Raw genomic sequence first — 15848 nt, forward strand, 5'->3', positions numbered from 1 at the left:
GCAAAGCCGAAGTTGAATTAATAGGGTAAAAAATTTTACATTCGTAGTATGAAATTAATCAGGAAAATTTTACTTCCCTTCTCCTTACTGTATTGGCTGGTTACGGCTATTCGTAATTTTTTATACGATACAGATTTTTTTAATTCACAGCAATTCAATGTGCCTGTTATCGCTATAGGTAATCTGAGTACCGGAGGCACAGGTAAGTCGCCTCAAACCGAATATCTTATACGATTACTGAAAGATAATTACAGGCTTGCGACTTTAAGCAGGGGGTATAAAAGAAAATCGGAAGGGTATGTCTTGGCTGATGCCAACGCTAATGCAGGTATACTGGGAGATGAGCCTTATCAGTTTTACAGTAAGTTTCCTGATATTAATGTGGCGGTAGATGCTAATAGGGTAAATGGTATTGAGAGTTTGTTGCAGTTGAACCCGAGTCCTGAAGTAATAGTACTTGATGATGCTTACCAACACCGTAAGGTTAAAGCAGGTTTTTATATACTGCTTACTGCTTATGGTGATATTTATGCCGATGATTATTTATTGCCTGCCGGAAATCTGCGTGAGGGCAGGAACGGGGCTAAAAGGGCTGATGTAATTGTGGTAACCAAATGCCCTATGAATCTAACAGAAGCTGAGCAGGAAAAAATTAAGAAAAAATTACGGCCTAAACCCGAGCAAAAGGTGTACTTTACTGCTATAGAATATGATGCTGTTGTTTATGGTGATAACAGTGAAATATCTACAAAAGAAGTAAAGGAGAAAGAGAAGGTGCTGGTTGCCGGAATAGCCAAACCAAAACCGTTTTTCGATCAGTTAAAAAACAGTTCTGATGTGTGTTTGACCTATCCTGACCATCATGATTTTTCAGCTAAGGATATTGATGATATACTTGCTGTTGCAAGAGACAGGATTGTGGTAACTACCGAAAAGGATTATGTGAGGCTTAAAGATAAAATGCCTGCTGGAAAACTGTTTTACCTGCCTATAAAAACTTCTTTTATTACTAATGGAGACGATTTTAATAAAGCAGTTTTAAACTATGTGGGAAAAAGTACAGCAAACGGTTAAATACCTTAAAGAAAAAACCGCTTATACTCCATCGTTCGGGCTCATATTAGGTTCCGGACTCGGTAACTTTCCTGATGATATTGATGTTGAGTTTACTATTCCTTACAGTGAAATTCCAAATTTTCCGCAAACTACCGTAGCCGGACATAACGGTGATTTAATATTTGGTAAAATAGGTAACAAAAATGTTGTTGCCATGCAGGGACGCTTTCATTATTATGAAGGGTACAGTATGCAGGAAGTTACTTTTCCTGTTAGGGTAATGAAGTTTTTGGGTGTAGAGCATCTTATCGTCTCTAATGCTTCGGGAGGAGTGAATCCGTTTTACAGAGTAGGGGATATTGTCCTGATTTATGATCATATCAATTTTATGCCGCAGCATCCTTTACGTGGTGCTAATGACGAACGTTTCGGTCCGCGCTTTGTAAATATGAGCGAACCGTATAGTCATGAAATGATTAATCAGGCGAAGGAAATTGCTGTCGAACTACAGGTTGATGTGAAAGAAGGAATATACCTTGGGTTACAGGGGCCTACTTTTGAAACACATGCTGAATACCGAATGGTAAAAATATTGGGGGCTGATTGTGTAGGTATGTCTACCGTGCCTGAAGTTATAGTAGCTAAACACATGGGGATGGAGTGCTTTGGGATTTCGGTAATTACCGATATAAGTGATGAGAAAAGTGTGGAAACCGTAAGCCACAAAGAAGTGCTTAAGGCAGCGGCAAAAGCCGAGCCTAAAGTACGAATGCTTATAAAAGAGCTGATAGCCCGTTACTAGCTTATTTGTTTAAATGAAGAATAAGATCTATAATTCTGGATGAATAACCTATTTCGTTATCATACCATCCTACCACTTTTACCATTTTGTCCAATGCAGATGTAAGCTGTGAATCGAAAAGGCATGAATTCCTGTTGCCTAAAATATCTACAGATACTATAGGGTCTTCGGTGTAAGCCAGTATACCTTTCAGTTCGTTTTCTGATGCTTTTTTGAAGGCGTTGTTTATCTCTTCAATACTCACTTCACGTTTTACATAGCAGGTAATATCGGTTAGTGAACCGTCCGGTACAGGTACGCGTATGCCACTACCGCCAATTTTACCATCAAACTCAGGGAAAATTTTGGTAAGTGCCTTTGCGGCACCTGTGGTTGTAGGTACTATGGATTGTGCTGCTCCGCGGGCACGTCTTAAATCCTTATGGGGCTGGTCGTGCAGACTTTGATCTGTAGTATAAGAGTGTACTGTTGTGATATAAGCCTGATTAATTCCGCAAAGGTCATTAATCACCTTCATCATTGGTGCTGCATTATTAGTAGTGCAGCTGGCGTTAGAGACTACTTTTTCAGTTCCGTCAAGTATATATTCGTTAACTCCCAGTACAACAGTTTTTATCCTGTCGTCTTCCGGTGGTGCCGAAAGTAATACTCTTTTAGCTCCTGCTTCAAGATGCTGGTTGGCATCTTCCAGAGTTTTGAATTTCCCTGTAGATTCCACAACAATATCAATGTCAAACTGTGCCCAGTTAATATCCTTAACGTGCCTGTTTCTTAAAAAGGGAAAGCTTTTACCGTTAATTATAATCGAAGTTTCTGTATGGGTAACTTCATGGGGCAGTATGCCGTGAATACTGTCATACTTAATAAGGTGAGCCATAGTTTTTGCATCAGCAATATCATTAATGGCTACTACTTCAATTTCAGGGTGGTTAAGTAAGAGCCTAAAAAGGTTTCGGCCTATGCGACCGAAACCGTTTATGGCAATCTTTATTTTTTTGTCCATTGTTTTAAAAACAATTACAGCAAAAAGCTATTAAAGGATGTGTTTTTGTGCTTTGTATGAAGAACGTACAAGAGCGCCGCTTTCTACATGACGGAAACCAAGTTCAAGGCCTATTTCCTCATATTTCTTAAACTGATCCGGAGTGATAAACTCTTTTACAGGAAGGTGTTTTTTACTTGGCTGCAGGTACTGGCCTATAGTAAGTACGTCTAGGTTTACAGCTCTTAAATCGTGCATTGTTTGGATAACCTCTTCTTCGGTTTCGCCAAGTCCAAGCATAATACCCGATTTAGTGCGGTTAATGCCATTGTCCTTAAGGTAACGAAGTACTTCAAGGCTACGCTCGTATTTTGCCTGTATACGTACCTCACGAGTAAGTCTTTTTACCGTTTCCATGTTGTGTGAAACAACCTCTGGGGCAACCTCAATAATACGATCTATGTTTCTCTCTATTCCCTGAAAGTCCGGTATAAGAGTTTCCAGTGTGGTGTTAGGGTTCATCCTGCGGATAGCCTTAACGGTTTCGGCCCATATTATAGAACCTCCGTCTTTAAGGTCGTCACGGTCTACACTGGTAATAACGGCATGTTTAATGTTCATTAGTTTGATAGAGCGTGCCACTTTTTCCGGCTCATCCCAATCTACCGTTTCGGGTCTTCCGGTTTTAACACCACAAAAACCACATGAACGTGTACAAACATTACCCAGTATCATAAAAGTAGCAGTACCTTCACCCCAGCATTCACCCATGTTAGGGCAGCTTCCTGATGTACATATAGTATGCAGTTTATACTTATCTACCAGTCCTCTTAATTCAGTATATTTTTTCCCTGTTGGCAACTTAACCCTAAGCCATTTAGGTTTTTGAGTAAGCAGTCCGTTTTGGGCAGTTGGTTTTGCAGTATCTAATACGGTTTCCATAATAAAAACTTTAGACTGCAAAGATAAGGTATATTTGTGGATATTATGTAATGATTCATTTTTATGGCTAAAGCTCTAAAAATGTTATTCTTTTATAAAGAAAAAGCCCCTAATCAGGGGCTTTTTTTTAAGATCTTATGTTAAGGGTTACGGGTAAGTTATAAGCTGTTCTTACAGGCTTACCGTTTTTAATACCCGGATTCCATTTTGTTTTAATGCTTTTAAGTACTCTAATAGCTTCATCACCCATTCCGTATCCCGGATCTCTTAGTACTTTTATGTTTGACATTGTTCCGTCTTTTTCCACAATAAATGAAACAAATACTCTAAGCGTCATATCTTTTCCTATGTCGGGTGCGTTGAATCTTCTGCTTACTGTTTCATAAAAAACAGATATTCCTCCCGGAAAATCAGGTTTTACGTCTACTTTAATATATTCTATTATACCGGTTCCGTTTTCGTCTCCGTTAGTGGTTCCGCCATCTGTGCGGTCTCCTGTTCCGTTTGGTGTACCAATATTTATTTCTCCGTTAGGGTTACCCGGTGTAGTTACCTGCCCTGGGTCTGAGTTTTCAAAGTCTTCCATAGTAGGTAAAGCAGCAGTTACCTCGTTAGCACTTACTATAACAGGTGTTGTAAATTCTGTCGTAGCGGTTACTGGTGCTGCAGCTTCTGCAGGCGGTTCAGGTATAACAGGTTCCGGCTCCCGTACCTCAGGAGGGGTAACCTCTTTTGTTAAATCGACAAATACAAACGGATCGTCAAGCTCAGTTTTATTCTCAGCAACCACTGGTTCAGGTTTAGGGTCTAGTCTGTTTGCAATTACAGGTATGGAAATTAAACCTACTACCAGAGCAACGCCTAGAAATAAGGCAATAACTGTATGTTTAGGGTTTTGCTGACGAAGCTGGTAGGCTCCGTATTTTTGGTTACGGCCTTCAAAAACAAGGTCTATCCATTTTTTTTCGAAAACGCTTACTTTTGACATAATAAGATGATTTAAAGTTTGTTAATAAGGAATGATTTTTATACTAAAACGTTTTCGATGTTTTTGATATTGTAGAAATTAGTATAAAATTCTTATAATATTTTATTGTGTGGAAAAGTAGGTTTTTTTGTATCAAGGGTAATGTCCTTGTTTGTTTATGAGATGTAAAGGTGTTCTCTACAGATAAAGAAGGTTGAGTAGGAGGGGCAGAAAAAATAGTTTTATTTTTTCTTTTTGCCATTGCGGATAATATCGGCAAGTAGTTTTTTTGCTCTTAGCAGTTTTATCTTTACGTTATTAAGAGGTTCGTTAAGCTGTTCGGCAATTTCCTGATAGCTTAGTTCCTGGAAATAACGTAGCTGTATTACTTCCTGATAGTGTGATTTTAACTGCTTAATACATTCCAGAAGACTGGAAAGGTTTTGTTCCTTAATCAGTTCATCCTCTGCGCTGGGGGAGCTGTCTGCAATATTGTACGCCTGTTGATTTTGTTCATCTGTGATTTCTATAAACAGTGAGGATTTCTTTTTTCTTAAAATGTCTATATGCACATTTTTAGCAATGGCTATAAGCCAGGTATTAAAGGCATATTCAGGATTATAAGTAGCAATTCTGTCAAAAGCCTTGGCGAATGTTTCTATAACAATATCCTCGGTATCAGTTTCATTTTGGGTGCGTTTAAGCATAAAGCCATATACCTCGTTCCAAAAAAAATCCAATAAAAAAGTAAAGGCAACCTGGTCGCCCTTTTTTGCCTTTTCTATATTGCTTTGTATAAGTTGAGAATTTATTTCCAAAGTACAGGTTTAGAGAACATATTGCTTATATAAACATTAAGCTGTGTGAAGATAAGGAATATTTCTATAAAAGGGAACCAGTATATTACATCCTTCTCCTTTAGTTTGCCTGCGCTGTAACCTACGGTTAACCATGCTATAAGGTAGCGGAAGCCTATAACGGGTACAACAAACATCCAGTCAAATCCGGCAATTAAAAGTCCGGCAGCGAATAATGGAAATAATAACTGTGCTATAAAGAACAGACGTATTTTTATCTTGTCTCCGGTTTTAAATTGCGAGTGTAGGTATACCTGTCTCTTTTTTTGTGCAAACCATTGCCCGAATGATTTTTTAGGAGGACAGTAGGTAAAACTTTCGGGAGTATAACAAACGGTAGTGTTTTTGCCTGTAGCTACCTGGTTTACAAACATAGCGTCTTCACCGCTTCTTACATGCATGTGGCTCATAAAGCCATTGGCGTTAAAGAATTCCTCTTTTTTGTAAGCCATGTTACGGCCTTCGCCGGTATAAGGTGATCCCATTTTTGCCCACGACATGTATTGGGTTGCCCTAAGCATTTCGTCAAAACGGATTATTTTATTAAGGAAAGAGTGTTTTACTTTTTCATAAGCGCCATATCCCAGTACAATGGTTTTTGTTTGTGTAAACTGTGCGCTCATTTGTGATAACCATTCGTTTGAAGAAGGGTAGCAGTCAGAGTCAGTAAATAATAAATAGTCTTTAGTAGCGGCTTTGATACCTAAGGTAACGGCAAATTTTTTGTTGGCCCAAAAGGCTTCGTTGTTTTCTACTTTAACCAAACGTATATTAGAGTACTGCTTCTCAAACTCTTCAAGCACATCGAGTGTTTCATCGCTAGAGGCATCGTCTATAAGTACTATTTCAAAGTCAGGATAATTTTGTTCGGCAATAAGCGGAACGTATTTTTTTAGGTTTTCGGCCTCGTTCTTAGCACAAACAATAACAGAAACAGGGATTTTTTTCGGGCTGACTTTATCTGGTTTTGAAAAAGCGAATTTTCCGAAAACAATAAGGTAATAAAATAGTTGTATTGCGGTTATACCGATAAATATATAGAAGGTAATGTTAAGCATACAGGTATTTTTTGATTGGCGTTTTAATGGTGCAAAATTAGGAAAAAGTCTTGTTTCTTCCTTTTGTTTGTTGTTAAGTGTTAGGTAATAATTGTAATAAAAAACTATATAATATTAACTTCAGCCTCAATACGGATGCCAAAGTTGTTATATACGGTTTCCTGTATTTTTCGGGACAGGTTCAATAATTCCTGGCCGGTAGCATTGCCATAATTTACAAGTACCAAAGCCTGTCTTGCGTGTACACCTGCATCGCCAAAACGTTTGCCTTTAAAGCCCGACTGTTCTATAAGCCAGCCGGCAGGGACTTTTACTTCGGTTTCAGATATTATATAGTGTGGCATTTCAGGATGCTGACTGTAAGCTAAATCAAATGCTTCTTTAGAGATGATAGGGTTTTTGAAAAAGCTACCGCTATTGCCCAGTTCTTTTGGGTCGGGCAATTTACTTTGTCTGATGTTTATTACCGCATCGCTAACATCTTTTATTTCCGGTGTTGTAATGTTTTTTTCAGATAGCTGTGCCATAATGTCCCCATAAGCAGTGTTGATTTTATGGTCTTTTTTGGTAAGCCTGTAGGTTACCGATACTATAATGTATTTGTTTTTTAAACTGTTTTTGAAGATGCTTTCGCGATAGGCAAACTCACATTCTTCCTTTGTAAAGGTTTTTATTTGCTGTGTGGCAATATCCATAGCTTCACACGAAACAAAAGAGTCTTTTATCTCAGTGCCATAAGCGCCTATGTTTTGTATAGGGGTGGTGCCTACATTACCGGGGATAAGCGACAGGTTTTCAAGTCCGCCATAATTGTGTTGTATGGTGTAAAGTACAAACTCATGCCAGTTTTCACCAGCCATAGCTTTTAAATGTACATGGTTGTCATCTTCAAAAACTACCTTTATACCTTTAAGGTTTACATGTATAACTAATGAATGTATATTTTGGGTAAGCAGCATATTGCTGCCACCTCCAAGTATGAATTTTTGTTTGCCTGAGTTTTGCTGAAGAACCTTTTTAAGCTCGTTTACAGAGTTCACCGAAACAAATTCATCTGCAAAAGCCTCAATTCCAAATGTATTATGATTTTTAAGCGGGTAGTTTGAAATGATTTCCATAATTATGGGTTAGTTTACCGGTGGCAAAATTACATATTTTAACTACTCCTCGGTAGTCATGGCGCGGTTTATATATTCTATAAACGGTTGCATAACCAATAATTTTTTTGCAGTCTCTTCAATAAAGTTTTTACTGGCAAGGTCTTTATCGCTAAGTTTATGTGTTACAGTGAAACTTTTTAGTTTTAAAAACTCAATTGCCGGATGGTTTTTATCATAATCTTTAGGAGCAGTTTTCAGGCTTTGCTCTCTGTCCAGTGTTCCGTAAAACTTTTTGAATTCCTTGTTTTCGAGTATCTCCTCAAGGTCTTCATAAAAGCCTGCAATTTCACGGCGCATTTTTTTCAGTGAAACCGGGTCGGGCATGTGAAGGCCTCCTGCAATAAAGCTGGCCCCTTTTTCTATATGAAGGTAATAACCACCCATGTTGAACTCCTTATTACCTGCCGACATCCATATACCCATATTAGTTTTATAGGGAGATTTGTCTTTAGAGAAACGGATATCCCTGTTTATTCTGAAAGAGCAGTTTTTAAACTCCAGGTGTTTTAATGATTCATCGCCTGCGCTAACTTCCTTAATCAGGGCTTCGGTAACGGCTTTGTAGTCTTTTTTATATTCGGCATATCTTTTTTGATTTGCCTGAAACCATTCGCGGTAATTATTTTGTTTAAGATCTTCCAGAAACGGAAGTATGGTTGCTGGTAACATAGTTGTATAAGTTATAAGGTAAATATACGATAACTTTGGTGAGTTGACTTTACGATTTCTTCGGTACGTTCAGGGTGGGTGTCAGATATAAAAATCTGTCCAAAAACTTTATCGTTCACCATTTGTACTATTTTAGAAACCCGGGTCTCATCAAGCTTATCAAAAATATCATCAAATAAAAGGATAGGGAGTACGCCGCTTTGCTTCTTCATAAAGTCAAACTGTGCAAGCTTGAGCGCAATCAGGAAAGATTTTTGCTGTCCCTGCGATCCGAATTTTTTAATAGGATGTTCATCTATCTCAAACGAAAGGTCATCTTTATGAATACCTACACTGGTGTATTGCAGTACCCTGTCACGTTGCAGGTTTTCTTCCAGTAGCTTATCAAGTGTTTGTTCGTGCAACTGACTTTGATATACTAATGATATGTTTTCTGCCGAACTGGTTATGGCATGATGGTGTGCATTGAATATTGGGATAAAATCGGTTAGGAATTTTTTTCTTTTCTCGAATACCGAATGTCCCAGTGCGGTAAGTTGCTCATTATATATAGCCAGTGTCTCTTTATCAAAAGTGTGGTTAAGGGCAAAATACTTAAGCAAGGCATTTCGTTGGGCAATTACTTTTTGGTAGCTTATTAGTTCCTGCAGGTAAGTGGGATCCAGTTGCGAAATAACACTGTCTATAAACTTACGCCTGGTTTCGCTTCCTTCCATAATAAGGTCATTGTCTGAAGGAGAAATGATAACCAGAGGTATGAAGCCTATATGTTCAGAAAACTTATCGTATGCTTTTCCGTTTCGTTTTAAAACTTTTTTCTGTCCTTTTTTAAGGCTGCATACAATTTGTTCGCTTCTGTTATTTTTTTCAAAAGTGCCATCTATTACAAAAAACTCCTCTCCGTGCTTTATATTTTGTATGGCAAGAGGGTTAAAATAGCTTTTTCCGTAAGATAAATGGTATATTGCATCCAGTACATTTGTTTTACCTATGCCGTTTTTTCCCACAAAACAATTAATCTTTGAGTCAAACTCAAAATTGCCTTCAGATATATTCTTATAGTTTAGGAGGGATAAATTTTTTAGATACATTTGTAACTGTGTTCTTGATAGTGAGAACATTGTATAATTAGTGTACTTTTATAAAAAGAGCATGCAAATTATTGAAAAATATCGACAAAAAGGTATTTTAATATTCAATAAAAATTTTATTTTTGCGGCTCACTAAATTAAATTAGATGGCAACATATAACAAAAGAGGGTATAAAGCTCCAAAACCAGCTGAGGTGAACGAAGTAGAACCGGAAGAAACTTTTGACGGTCAAAGTACAACTGAGGAAGTGTTTAATACACTTGACGAAAAAGCCTCAAAGACTGAAGAATGGGTAGCCAATAACCAAAAACCAATCATTATTGCAGTTGCTGTAATAGCAGTTGCACTTGTAGGTTATTTGTTTTATGGACGCGTTGTAGTTGAGCCAAAAGAAACTGAAGCTGCTAACGATTCATTCCAGGCACAACAGTATTTTATTCAGGCTTCTAACGCTACAACAATAACAGAAAAAGATTCATTATACAATCTTGCACTTAATGGTGGAGAAGCTAAAATGGGACTTTTATCTATCGTTGAAAACTATTCTGGTACAGATGCTGCAAACGTAGCTAATTATATGGCTGGTATGGCTTACCTAAATACAGGTAAATACAAAGAAGCTGTAGAGCGTTTACAGGAGTACAAAGGTAAAGAGCTAACAACCGGTATTCTTGCTAAAGGAGGAATTGGTGATGCTTTTGCTCAAACAGGAGAAAACGAAGAAGCTTTAAAGTATTATGCTGAAGCTGCAAAAATGGGTGATGATGCTCTTGCTACACCTCGTTTTCTTTTCAAAGCGGGTCAAACTGCTTTAACATTAGGTAAAAAAGAAGAGGCTAACAAATATTTCAATGAGTTAAAAACGAAATACGAGTCGGCTCCTGAAGCTAATAATATTGATGCTTACATAGCAGTAACAGAATAACTGTAATGGCTACAGCTAACAAGAATTTATCACAATACGATAAAAACATGGTCCCAAGCGCGAAAGAATTTCGGTTTGGGATTGTTGTTTCAGAATGGAATGAGTCCATTACTGAAAATTTATATAAAGGAGCTTTTGAGGCTTTAATTGAAAACGGCGCTAAAGAAGAAAACATTATTAAATGGGATGTGCCGGGAAGTTTTGAGCTTATTTATGGTTCAAAAAGAATGATTGATACCCAAAATGTAGATGCTGTTATCGCCATAGGTAGTGTAATACAGGGTGAAACTAAACATTTTGATTTTGTTTGTGAAGGAGTTGCACAAGGTATTAAAGACCTGAATGTTTTAACCGATGTTCCGGTAGTTTTTTGTGTGCTGACAGACAATACTTTACAGCAGGCTATAGACCGCAGCGGAGGCAAACACGGTAATAAAGGTACCGAGGCTGCTATCGTAGCTGTTAAAATGGCGAATTTAAGAAAAGAAACGCGAGGTTAATTCAACTATTTTTTGTTACTTTGTAGTGTAATTAAAAATTAAATAATTATTTAATTTTTAAAACCAAAAAATGCATATCTTCGTATAAAGATAAAAAAAAGCCGGATAAATTAAGGTAAGGTGTGGTTTACCGGCTTCCCTTCTATTTTCGAATAGAAGGGTTTTTCATTTTATAGGGGTACTGTTTCTGATAATCAGCTTGTTAGAGCCCTTTCTTTTTTTGCATAATATATTTTTTGTTGTATTTTTCCAAAAACATTTAGAAGTTAATATTATCTCAAAAAGATTATATTATGAATACTTTTACCTCTATTATTCATATTTTAACTTTATTGTCTACAGCTCTTATGGCTGGGATATTCTTTTCTTATTCGTTTTCTGTAAACTCCGGTTTGGGGCGGCTTAATGATTTTGCGTATCTTTTAGCAATGCAGTCTATAAATAGAGATACTTAATCCGGTATTTTTTTGTGCTTTTTTGGGGCAGTTGTTTTACTCCCTTTAAATGACTATTTACAGTATGACGGCAGACTTACAATTAATTTTTCACTATTTGGTCTTTCGGCAGCGTTTTACGTCATAGGACTGTTTGTTATTACCATTTTAGGAAATATGCCTTTAAATGATACGCTCGAAGCTTTTGATTTGGGAAATGCAAGTCAGGAAACCATTTAAGGTATGAGTGGAACCTTTGAAGGTTCCTGGAACAAATGGCATAGCATTCGTACTGCAGCTGTTGTTATTTCTTTTTTATTACTTAGTATTTCTTCGGTACTTCCTAAAAGGTAATTGTTTGAATTTTGTAATAATCTGATTGATTGGAGCAATATAAGTCGCTGATATTATGATGAAATTTGTGTAATTGCATAGCAGTTATAATTCTAATCATATAAATCAAAAAACAATGAAGTATAATTTTTTAGGAAACACAGGATTGTTAGTTTCTGAAATTTGCTTTGGTACCATGACGTTTGGCGGAAGAGGATTTTGGGAAGCTATAGGTAAAATTCAGCAGGAAGAGGTAAATGGACTAATTAAGGCTGTAGTAGATTCGGGAATTAACTTTATAGATACGGCTAATGTGTATTCTTATGGGGAATCTGAAAGGCTGTTAGGTCAGTCTGTAAAAGACTTAGGTTTAAACAGGAATGAACTTGTTATAGCCACAAAAGTGCGTGGTCGTATGGATGAAAAGCCTAACAGTATTGGTTTGTCACGCTACCATATATTCAATTCGGTTGATGAGAGCCTGCAACGTTTGCAACTGGATCATATTGATATATTATATGTACACGGTGTGGATAATCGTACTCCGGTTGAAGAAACCATGAGAGCGCTTAATGATATAGTACTATCCGGTAAGGTAAGGTATATTGCCGTATGTAACTGGCCGGCATGGATGGTGATGAAAGCACAGGGAATAGCTGAGAAGAATGGATGGAATAAATTTATTGGCTTGCAATATTACTATTCGCTTTCAGGGCGTGATATTGAAAGAGAAATTGTTCCTTTGGCTTTAGATCAAAACCTTGCTATTATGCCTTGGAGTCCGCTTGCCGGTGGTTTCCTCTCCGGTAAATACACAAGGGAAGGTCAGGCTTCGGGATCACGCCGAGAAACTTTCGATTTTCCCCCTGTAAACAAGGATAAGGCATATGATATAATCGACGGACTTGTACAAATAGGGGAGGCACACAATGTGACCCCGGCACAGGCAGCCCTAGCGTGGGTACGCCAACAACAGGGAATTACCAGTACAATTATAGGTGCTAAAAATATCAGTCAGCTTCAGGATAATATCAAATCGGTTGATGTGGAGCTAACCGAAAAAGATTTACAATTGCTTGACGAATTGAGTGCCCTGCCAAAAGAATATCCGCAATGGATGGTAGAGCGTCAAAATGCCGACAGATAATAGAAGAAAAAAGCTGAACTTATAGTTCAGCTTTTTTTATAATTCCATCTTTTTCAAGTTGTTTTAAAAGAGTTTCGGTATAACCTTTTACAAAATTCTCTAAATCTGTAGGGTTGTAAGTGGCAGATTGTGCCGACCAAATAAGCTCTTCGCTGGCTGTATCATATAAATTGCTTTCCAGATAGAAGGTCTTATCAGTGGTGTAATATCCAGGGTCGTACATCATAGGGTAAACATTGGAGTAATATCCGTAAAAATTACCATAATATCCCATTCCCATACCCATTGGGTAGTAAGAGGTAGAACCGGGAACATATCTTGTTGAGGTTTCCTTGTCTTTTAATGCTACGGTAAAAATGGTTTGTGCATTTGTAGCTCTTATCACTTCAAGAAGTTCTTCTCTTGAAGGCATATTGTCTTTAGTGAAAGTTCGTGTAAATACGTTATGACTTTTAAAACTCTCTACATCTCTTTGGCTTGCCTGAAAAGCCAATTCATTTTCCAGTACGGTTTTAGCATTCATGTTTGAAGTAAGTACAGCAATGAATACGCTTTTTATATTCTCATTTTTAATTTTCTCTTTATTAGCCCACGATCCGGTCATTTGGGTATTCGATCCGGCACAGGAAAGCATAAATGCTGTTAATAATAAAAAGAAAAACGGATAGGTTGTTTTTTTACTCATAATATGTTGTATTGTAGTTGGTTATTTTAAAGATAAGGTTTGTTTTCTTAAAATTTTCCCAATACAAAATAAAAAAGCCTCCCTTAAGAGGAGGCTTGGGTAAAACTATTTTTATTGTTTTAAATGCTTTGCAAAAAAGCCCATCATGCATTTATAAAGCTCAAGCCTGTTATCCTCATGCCCAAAACCATGCCCTTCGTTATATTTAACCATATAAGGTACATCAAAACCACGTTTCCTTAGGTTTTCTACTACCTGGTCTGATTCGTTTATGTTTACCCTTGGATCATTAGCGCCTTGTACCACAAATAGAGGTTTGGTTATCTTGTCTACATTAAGGGCAGGAGATACCTGTTTCATGATTTCGATATCTGTTTGTGATGTTTCGTCATACCACTGGGCGTAAACCTGTTTTAGGTAAGGCTTCCAGTAAGGCGGGAACGATTTGAAAAAAGTAAATAAATTAGATACCCCTACATAGTCCACTCCACAGGTGTATAGGTTTGGGGTTTTTACAAGGCTTCCAAGAGTTGCCAGTCCGCCATAACTACCTCCGTAAATGGCTATTTTGGAATCGTCTATTATACCAAGCGATTTCACATAAGCTACACCGTCTTCTAGGTCATTAAGCATTTTTCGGCCTATCTGTTTGTTTCCCGCAAGGTAGAATTCTTTACCATATCCACCAGACCCCCTGTAGTTTACCTGTAGTGTAGCGTAACCTCTGCTGGCAAAAAGTTGCGTTTCAGGATTAAAGCCCCATACATCCCTTGGTCCGTATGGGCCGCCGTGAGGGTTTACTATGAGCGGGACTTTTTTCCCGTTTTTAGCCTCATTAGGGATGGTTAGGTAACCGTAAACAGTAAGTCCGTCCCTTGAGGTAAATTTCACAGGACGCATCTCTGCCATATCCTCTTCCTTAAGGTTTGGCATAAGGTTAAATATTTCCTTGAAGGTGTCTTTTTTGGCATCATAAAAATAATAAATACCGTAAAGCTTATCACTGCCTACGTAAAGCAGGTATTTGTCTTCGTCGTCGGTTACATTGGTGATGGATACTTCCTTGTCGCCAAATTGTTTTTTGAATTTCTTATATAGTTTTTTGTAGGTTTCGCTAACGGGTACAACTTCCGATTTTTCTCCGGTATAGTAATAAGCGTCCAGTTCATATCCTCTCTTTCTTGAGGTTTCGGTACCACTTAGATCGTAAGTATCGTTAGAGAATATCTTTTTTATTGTTTTGTCTTTTTCAAAATCATACAGTACAATTTCTTTGGTGTCGTTGTCTAGATTGGTTAATACATACGCATCGTGCGGATTTGATGAGGCATAATTAAATTCCAGTATGGAAAACTGTTGCTGCCAGTTGGTTTCCTTAGCTTTTTTGAACGGTTTGTCGTTGCCAAGTCTGTAATAGAGAACATAGTCGGTGCCGTTTTGTTGTTGGGTATAAGCTTTAAGATTGCCGTCCTTGTCAAAATCATAACCGCTTATAGGGTTGGATAGATCGGTATTTTCAAAAAGCTTTTCCAGCTCACCTGTATTGATATTTATTTTGTAAGGCTCAAATACCTGCGGATTATCTTTGTTCATTTCGATAATCATGTAATCCTTTTGGTCTTTTAAGCTATTAAGAATATTTACTCTTACACCATCAAACGGGGTAAGTTCCTTTTGGTTAGCTCCGTCAAGGTTTACGGCAAACAGGTGGAAATTTTCATTTCCGCCGTTATCCATTATATAGATAAGCCTGTTGTTGTTAGCCCATCCGTAACCCCTTACAAGGTCTTTACCTTCTTCTATAACGCGGGTTACTTTATCGGTTGCTGTGTTTTTTACATACACATGTCTTTTTCCTTTATCATCTTTTTCCATGTAGGAAAAAAACTTGCCATCAGGCGAGAACTTAAACGAACTTTGCATCGGTTTTTTGAAATAATCTTCTACCAAATACTTGTAGCTGCCTTTTTCCTGTGCTGCCAGTTTTTCAAGTTCCTGTTTTGACGATGGGAGGGAAGTATTCCCGGGAAGGTCTGTTTTTTCTTGTGCTGCCATACCTGTAAATATAGCAAAAGCAAGAAAGTTCAAAATTAACTTTTTCATTTCTTACAGTTTTAATAATTGATTTAATGATTGATGACTTTAAATATATTAATTATATCGGTAGGATTTTGATTTAATGAATGTTATTCGACTATATGCATAAAAAAGCACTTGTATGATTGTCACACAAGTGCTT

The 15848-nt window shown here is 37.4% G+C and carries 16 protein-coding genes; 6 read left to right on the forward strand and 10 right to left on the reverse strand.

Annotated elements, in window-relative coordinates:
- Positions 1–48: 48 nt before the first annotated feature.
- Both lpxK and V3Z67_RS03330 read left to right on the forward strand, forming a co-directional pair.
- The gene (gene lpxK, locus V3Z67_RS03325; protein WP_330441962.1) at positions 49–1074 is read left to right on the forward strand and encodes a tetraacyldisaccharide 4'-kinase; all 1026 of its coding nucleotides are present in this window, start codon (positions 49–51) and stop codon (positions 1072–1074) included.
- The gene (locus tag V3Z67_RS03330) at positions 1046–1858 is read left to right on the forward strand and encodes a purine-nucleoside phosphorylase (protein ID WP_330441963.1); all 813 of its coding nucleotides are present in this window, start codon (positions 1046–1048) and stop codon (positions 1856–1858) included. Before lpxK ends, V3Z67_RS03330 begins: the two co-directional genes overlap by 29 nt.
- A gap of 1 nt (position 1859) precedes the next feature.
- On the opposite strand, the gene gap is transcribed toward V3Z67_RS03330, so the two are convergent.
- The 8 genes from gap to recF form a co-directional block, all read right to left on the reverse strand.
- Entirely contained in the window at positions 1860–2861 is a 1002-nt protein-coding gene (gene gap / locus V3Z67_RS03335; protein WP_330441964.1) for a type I glyceraldehyde-3-phosphate dehydrogenase, read from the reverse strand.
- A gap of 30 nt (positions 2862–2891) precedes the next feature.
- Positions 2892–3782: a lipoyl synthase gene (gene lipA / locus V3Z67_RS03340; RefSeq protein WP_330441965.1), complete on the reverse strand. Its 891-nt coding sequence runs from the start codon at positions 3780–3782 to the stop codon at positions 2892–2894.
- A gap of 127 nt (positions 3783–3909) precedes the next feature.
- Positions 3910–4770, reverse strand: a complete 861-nt coding sequence (locus tag V3Z67_RS03345; protein WP_330441966.1) for an energy transducer TonB — start codon at positions 4768–4770, stop codon at positions 3910–3912.
- 221 nt (positions 4771–4991) lie between these two features.
- The gene (locus V3Z67_RS03350; RefSeq protein WP_035130153.1) at positions 4992–5567 is read right to left on the reverse strand and encodes an RNA polymerase sigma factor; all 576 of its coding nucleotides are present in this window, start codon (positions 5565–5567) and stop codon (positions 4992–4994) included.
- Positions 5558–6664, reverse strand: a complete 1107-nt coding sequence (locus V3Z67_RS03355; protein WP_330441967.1) for a glycosyltransferase — start codon at positions 6662–6664, stop codon at positions 5558–5560. The genes V3Z67_RS03350 and V3Z67_RS03355 overlap by 10 nt, the downstream gene beginning before the upstream one ends.
- A gap of 104 nt (positions 6665–6768) precedes the next feature.
- On the reverse strand, positions 6769–7782 hold the full coding sequence (gene murB, locus V3Z67_RS03360) for a UDP-N-acetylmuramate dehydrogenase (protein ID WP_330441968.1): 1014 nt from the start codon (positions 7780–7782) through the stop codon (positions 6769–6771).
- 42 nt (positions 7783–7824) lie between these two features.
- A complete protein-coding gene (locus V3Z67_RS03365) occupies positions 7825–8493 on the reverse strand; it encodes a DUF2461 domain-containing protein (RefSeq protein ID WP_330441969.1) in 669 nt (222 codons plus the stop codon).
- 11 nt (positions 8494–8504) lie between these two features.
- On the reverse strand, positions 8505–9584 hold the full coding sequence (gene recF / locus V3Z67_RS03370; RefSeq protein ID WP_330441970.1) for a DNA replication/repair protein RecF: 1080 nt from the start codon (positions 9582–9584) through the stop codon (positions 8505–8507).
- A 146-nt stretch (positions 9585–9730) separates the two neighbouring features.
- On the opposite strand from recF, the gene V3Z67_RS03375 reads away from it, so the two are divergent.
- The 4 genes from V3Z67_RS03375 to V3Z67_RS03390 all read left to right on the forward strand — a co-directional run bounded on the left by V3Z67_RS03375 (position 9731) and on the right by V3Z67_RS03390 (position 12924).
- A complete protein-coding gene (locus tag V3Z67_RS03375; protein ID WP_330441971.1) occupies positions 9731–10510 on the forward strand; it encodes a tetratricopeptide repeat protein in 780 nt (259 codons plus the stop codon).
- Positions 10511–10515: 5 nt separating this feature from the next.
- Positions 10516–11010 (forward strand): 6,7-dimethyl-8-ribityllumazine synthase, encoded by a 495-nt coding sequence (gene ribH, locus V3Z67_RS03380; protein WP_330441972.1) that lies wholly within the window; start codon positions 10516–10518, stop codon positions 11008–11010.
- Positions 11011–11477: 467 nt separating this feature from the next.
- Positions 11478–11684, forward strand: a complete 207-nt coding sequence (locus tag V3Z67_RS03385) for a DUF1772 domain-containing protein (RefSeq protein ID WP_330441973.1) — start codon at positions 11478–11480, stop codon at positions 11682–11684.
- 229 nt (positions 11685–11913) lie between these two features.
- Complete coding sequence (locus V3Z67_RS03390; RefSeq protein ID WP_330441974.1) at positions 11914–12924, forward strand: aldo/keto reductase; 1011 nt, start codon at positions 11914–11916, stop codon at positions 12922–12924.
- Positions 12925–12943: 19 nt separating this feature from the next.
- Here V3Z67_RS03390 and V3Z67_RS03395 read toward each other — a convergent pair whose 3' ends face one another.
- Positions 12944–13609 carry a hypothetical protein gene (locus V3Z67_RS03395; RefSeq protein WP_330441975.1) on the reverse strand — a complete coding sequence of 222 codons (666 nt, stop codon included), beginning with the start codon at positions 13607–13609 and terminating at the stop codon, positions 12944–12946.
- Positions 13610–13720: 111 nt separating this feature from the next.
- Positions 13721–15712, reverse strand: coding sequence for a S9 family peptidase (locus V3Z67_RS03400; RefSeq protein ID WP_330441976.1), 1992 nt, complete (start codon positions 15710–15712; stop codon positions 13721–13723).
- Positions 15713–15848 lie beyond the last annotated feature (136 nt).

This window comes from Flavobacterium sp. C4GT6 (assembly GCF_036347315.1).
Lineage (GTDB): Bacteria > Bacteroidota > Bacteroidia > Flavobacteriales > Flavobacteriaceae > Flavobacterium.

Bases quoted from the DNA above. Each gene is read 5' to 3' on its own strand.
- lpxK (WP_330441962.1), top strand. From the start codon at position 49: ATGAAATTAATCAGGAAAATTTTACTTCCCTTCTCCTTACTGTATTGG.
- V3Z67_RS03330 (WP_330441963.1), top strand. From the start codon at position 1,046: ATGTGGGAAAAAGTACAGCAAACGGTTAAATACCTTAAAGAAAAAACC.
- gap (WP_330441964.1), bottom strand. From the start codon at position 2,861: ATGGACAAAAAAATAAAGATTGCCATAAACGGTTTCGGTCGCATAGGC.
- lipA (WP_330441965.1), bottom strand. From the start codon at position 3,782: ATGGAAACCGTATTAGATACTGCAAAACCAACTGCCCAAAACGGACTG.
- V3Z67_RS03345 (WP_330441966.1), bottom strand. From the start codon at position 4,770: ATGTCAAAAGTAAGCGTTTTCGAAAAAAAATGGATAGACCTTGTTTTT.
- V3Z67_RS03355 (WP_330441967.1), bottom strand. From the start codon at position 6,664: ATGCTTAACATTACCTTCTATATATTTATCGGTATAACCGCAATACAA.
- murB (WP_330441968.1), bottom strand. From the start codon at position 7,782: ATGGAAATCATTTCAAACTACCCGCTTAAAAATCATAATACATTTGGA.
- V3Z67_RS03365 (WP_330441969.1), bottom strand. From the start codon at position 8,493: ATGTTACCAGCAACCATACTTCCGTTTCTGGAAGATCTTAAACAAAAT.
- recF (WP_330441970.1), bottom strand. From the start codon at position 9,584: ATGTATCTAAAAAATTTATCCCTCCTAAACTATAAGAATATATCTGAA.
- V3Z67_RS03375 (WP_330441971.1), top strand. From the start codon at position 9,731: ATGGCAACATATAACAAAAGAGGGTATAAAGCTCCAAAACCAGCTGAG.
- ribH (WP_330441972.1), top strand. From the start codon at position 10,516: ATGGCTACAGCTAACAAGAATTTATCACAATACGATAAAAACATGGTC.
- V3Z67_RS03390 (WP_330441974.1), top strand. From the start codon at position 11,914: ATGAAGTATAATTTTTTAGGAAACACAGGATTGTTAGTTTCTGAAATT.
- V3Z67_RS03395 (WP_330441975.1), bottom strand. From the start codon at position 13,609: ATGAGTAAAAAAACAACCTATCCGTTTTTCTTTTTATTATTAACAGCA.
- V3Z67_RS03400 (WP_330441976.1), bottom strand. From the start codon at position 15,712: ATGAAAAAGTTAATTTTGAACTTTCTTGCTTTTGCTATATTTACAGGT.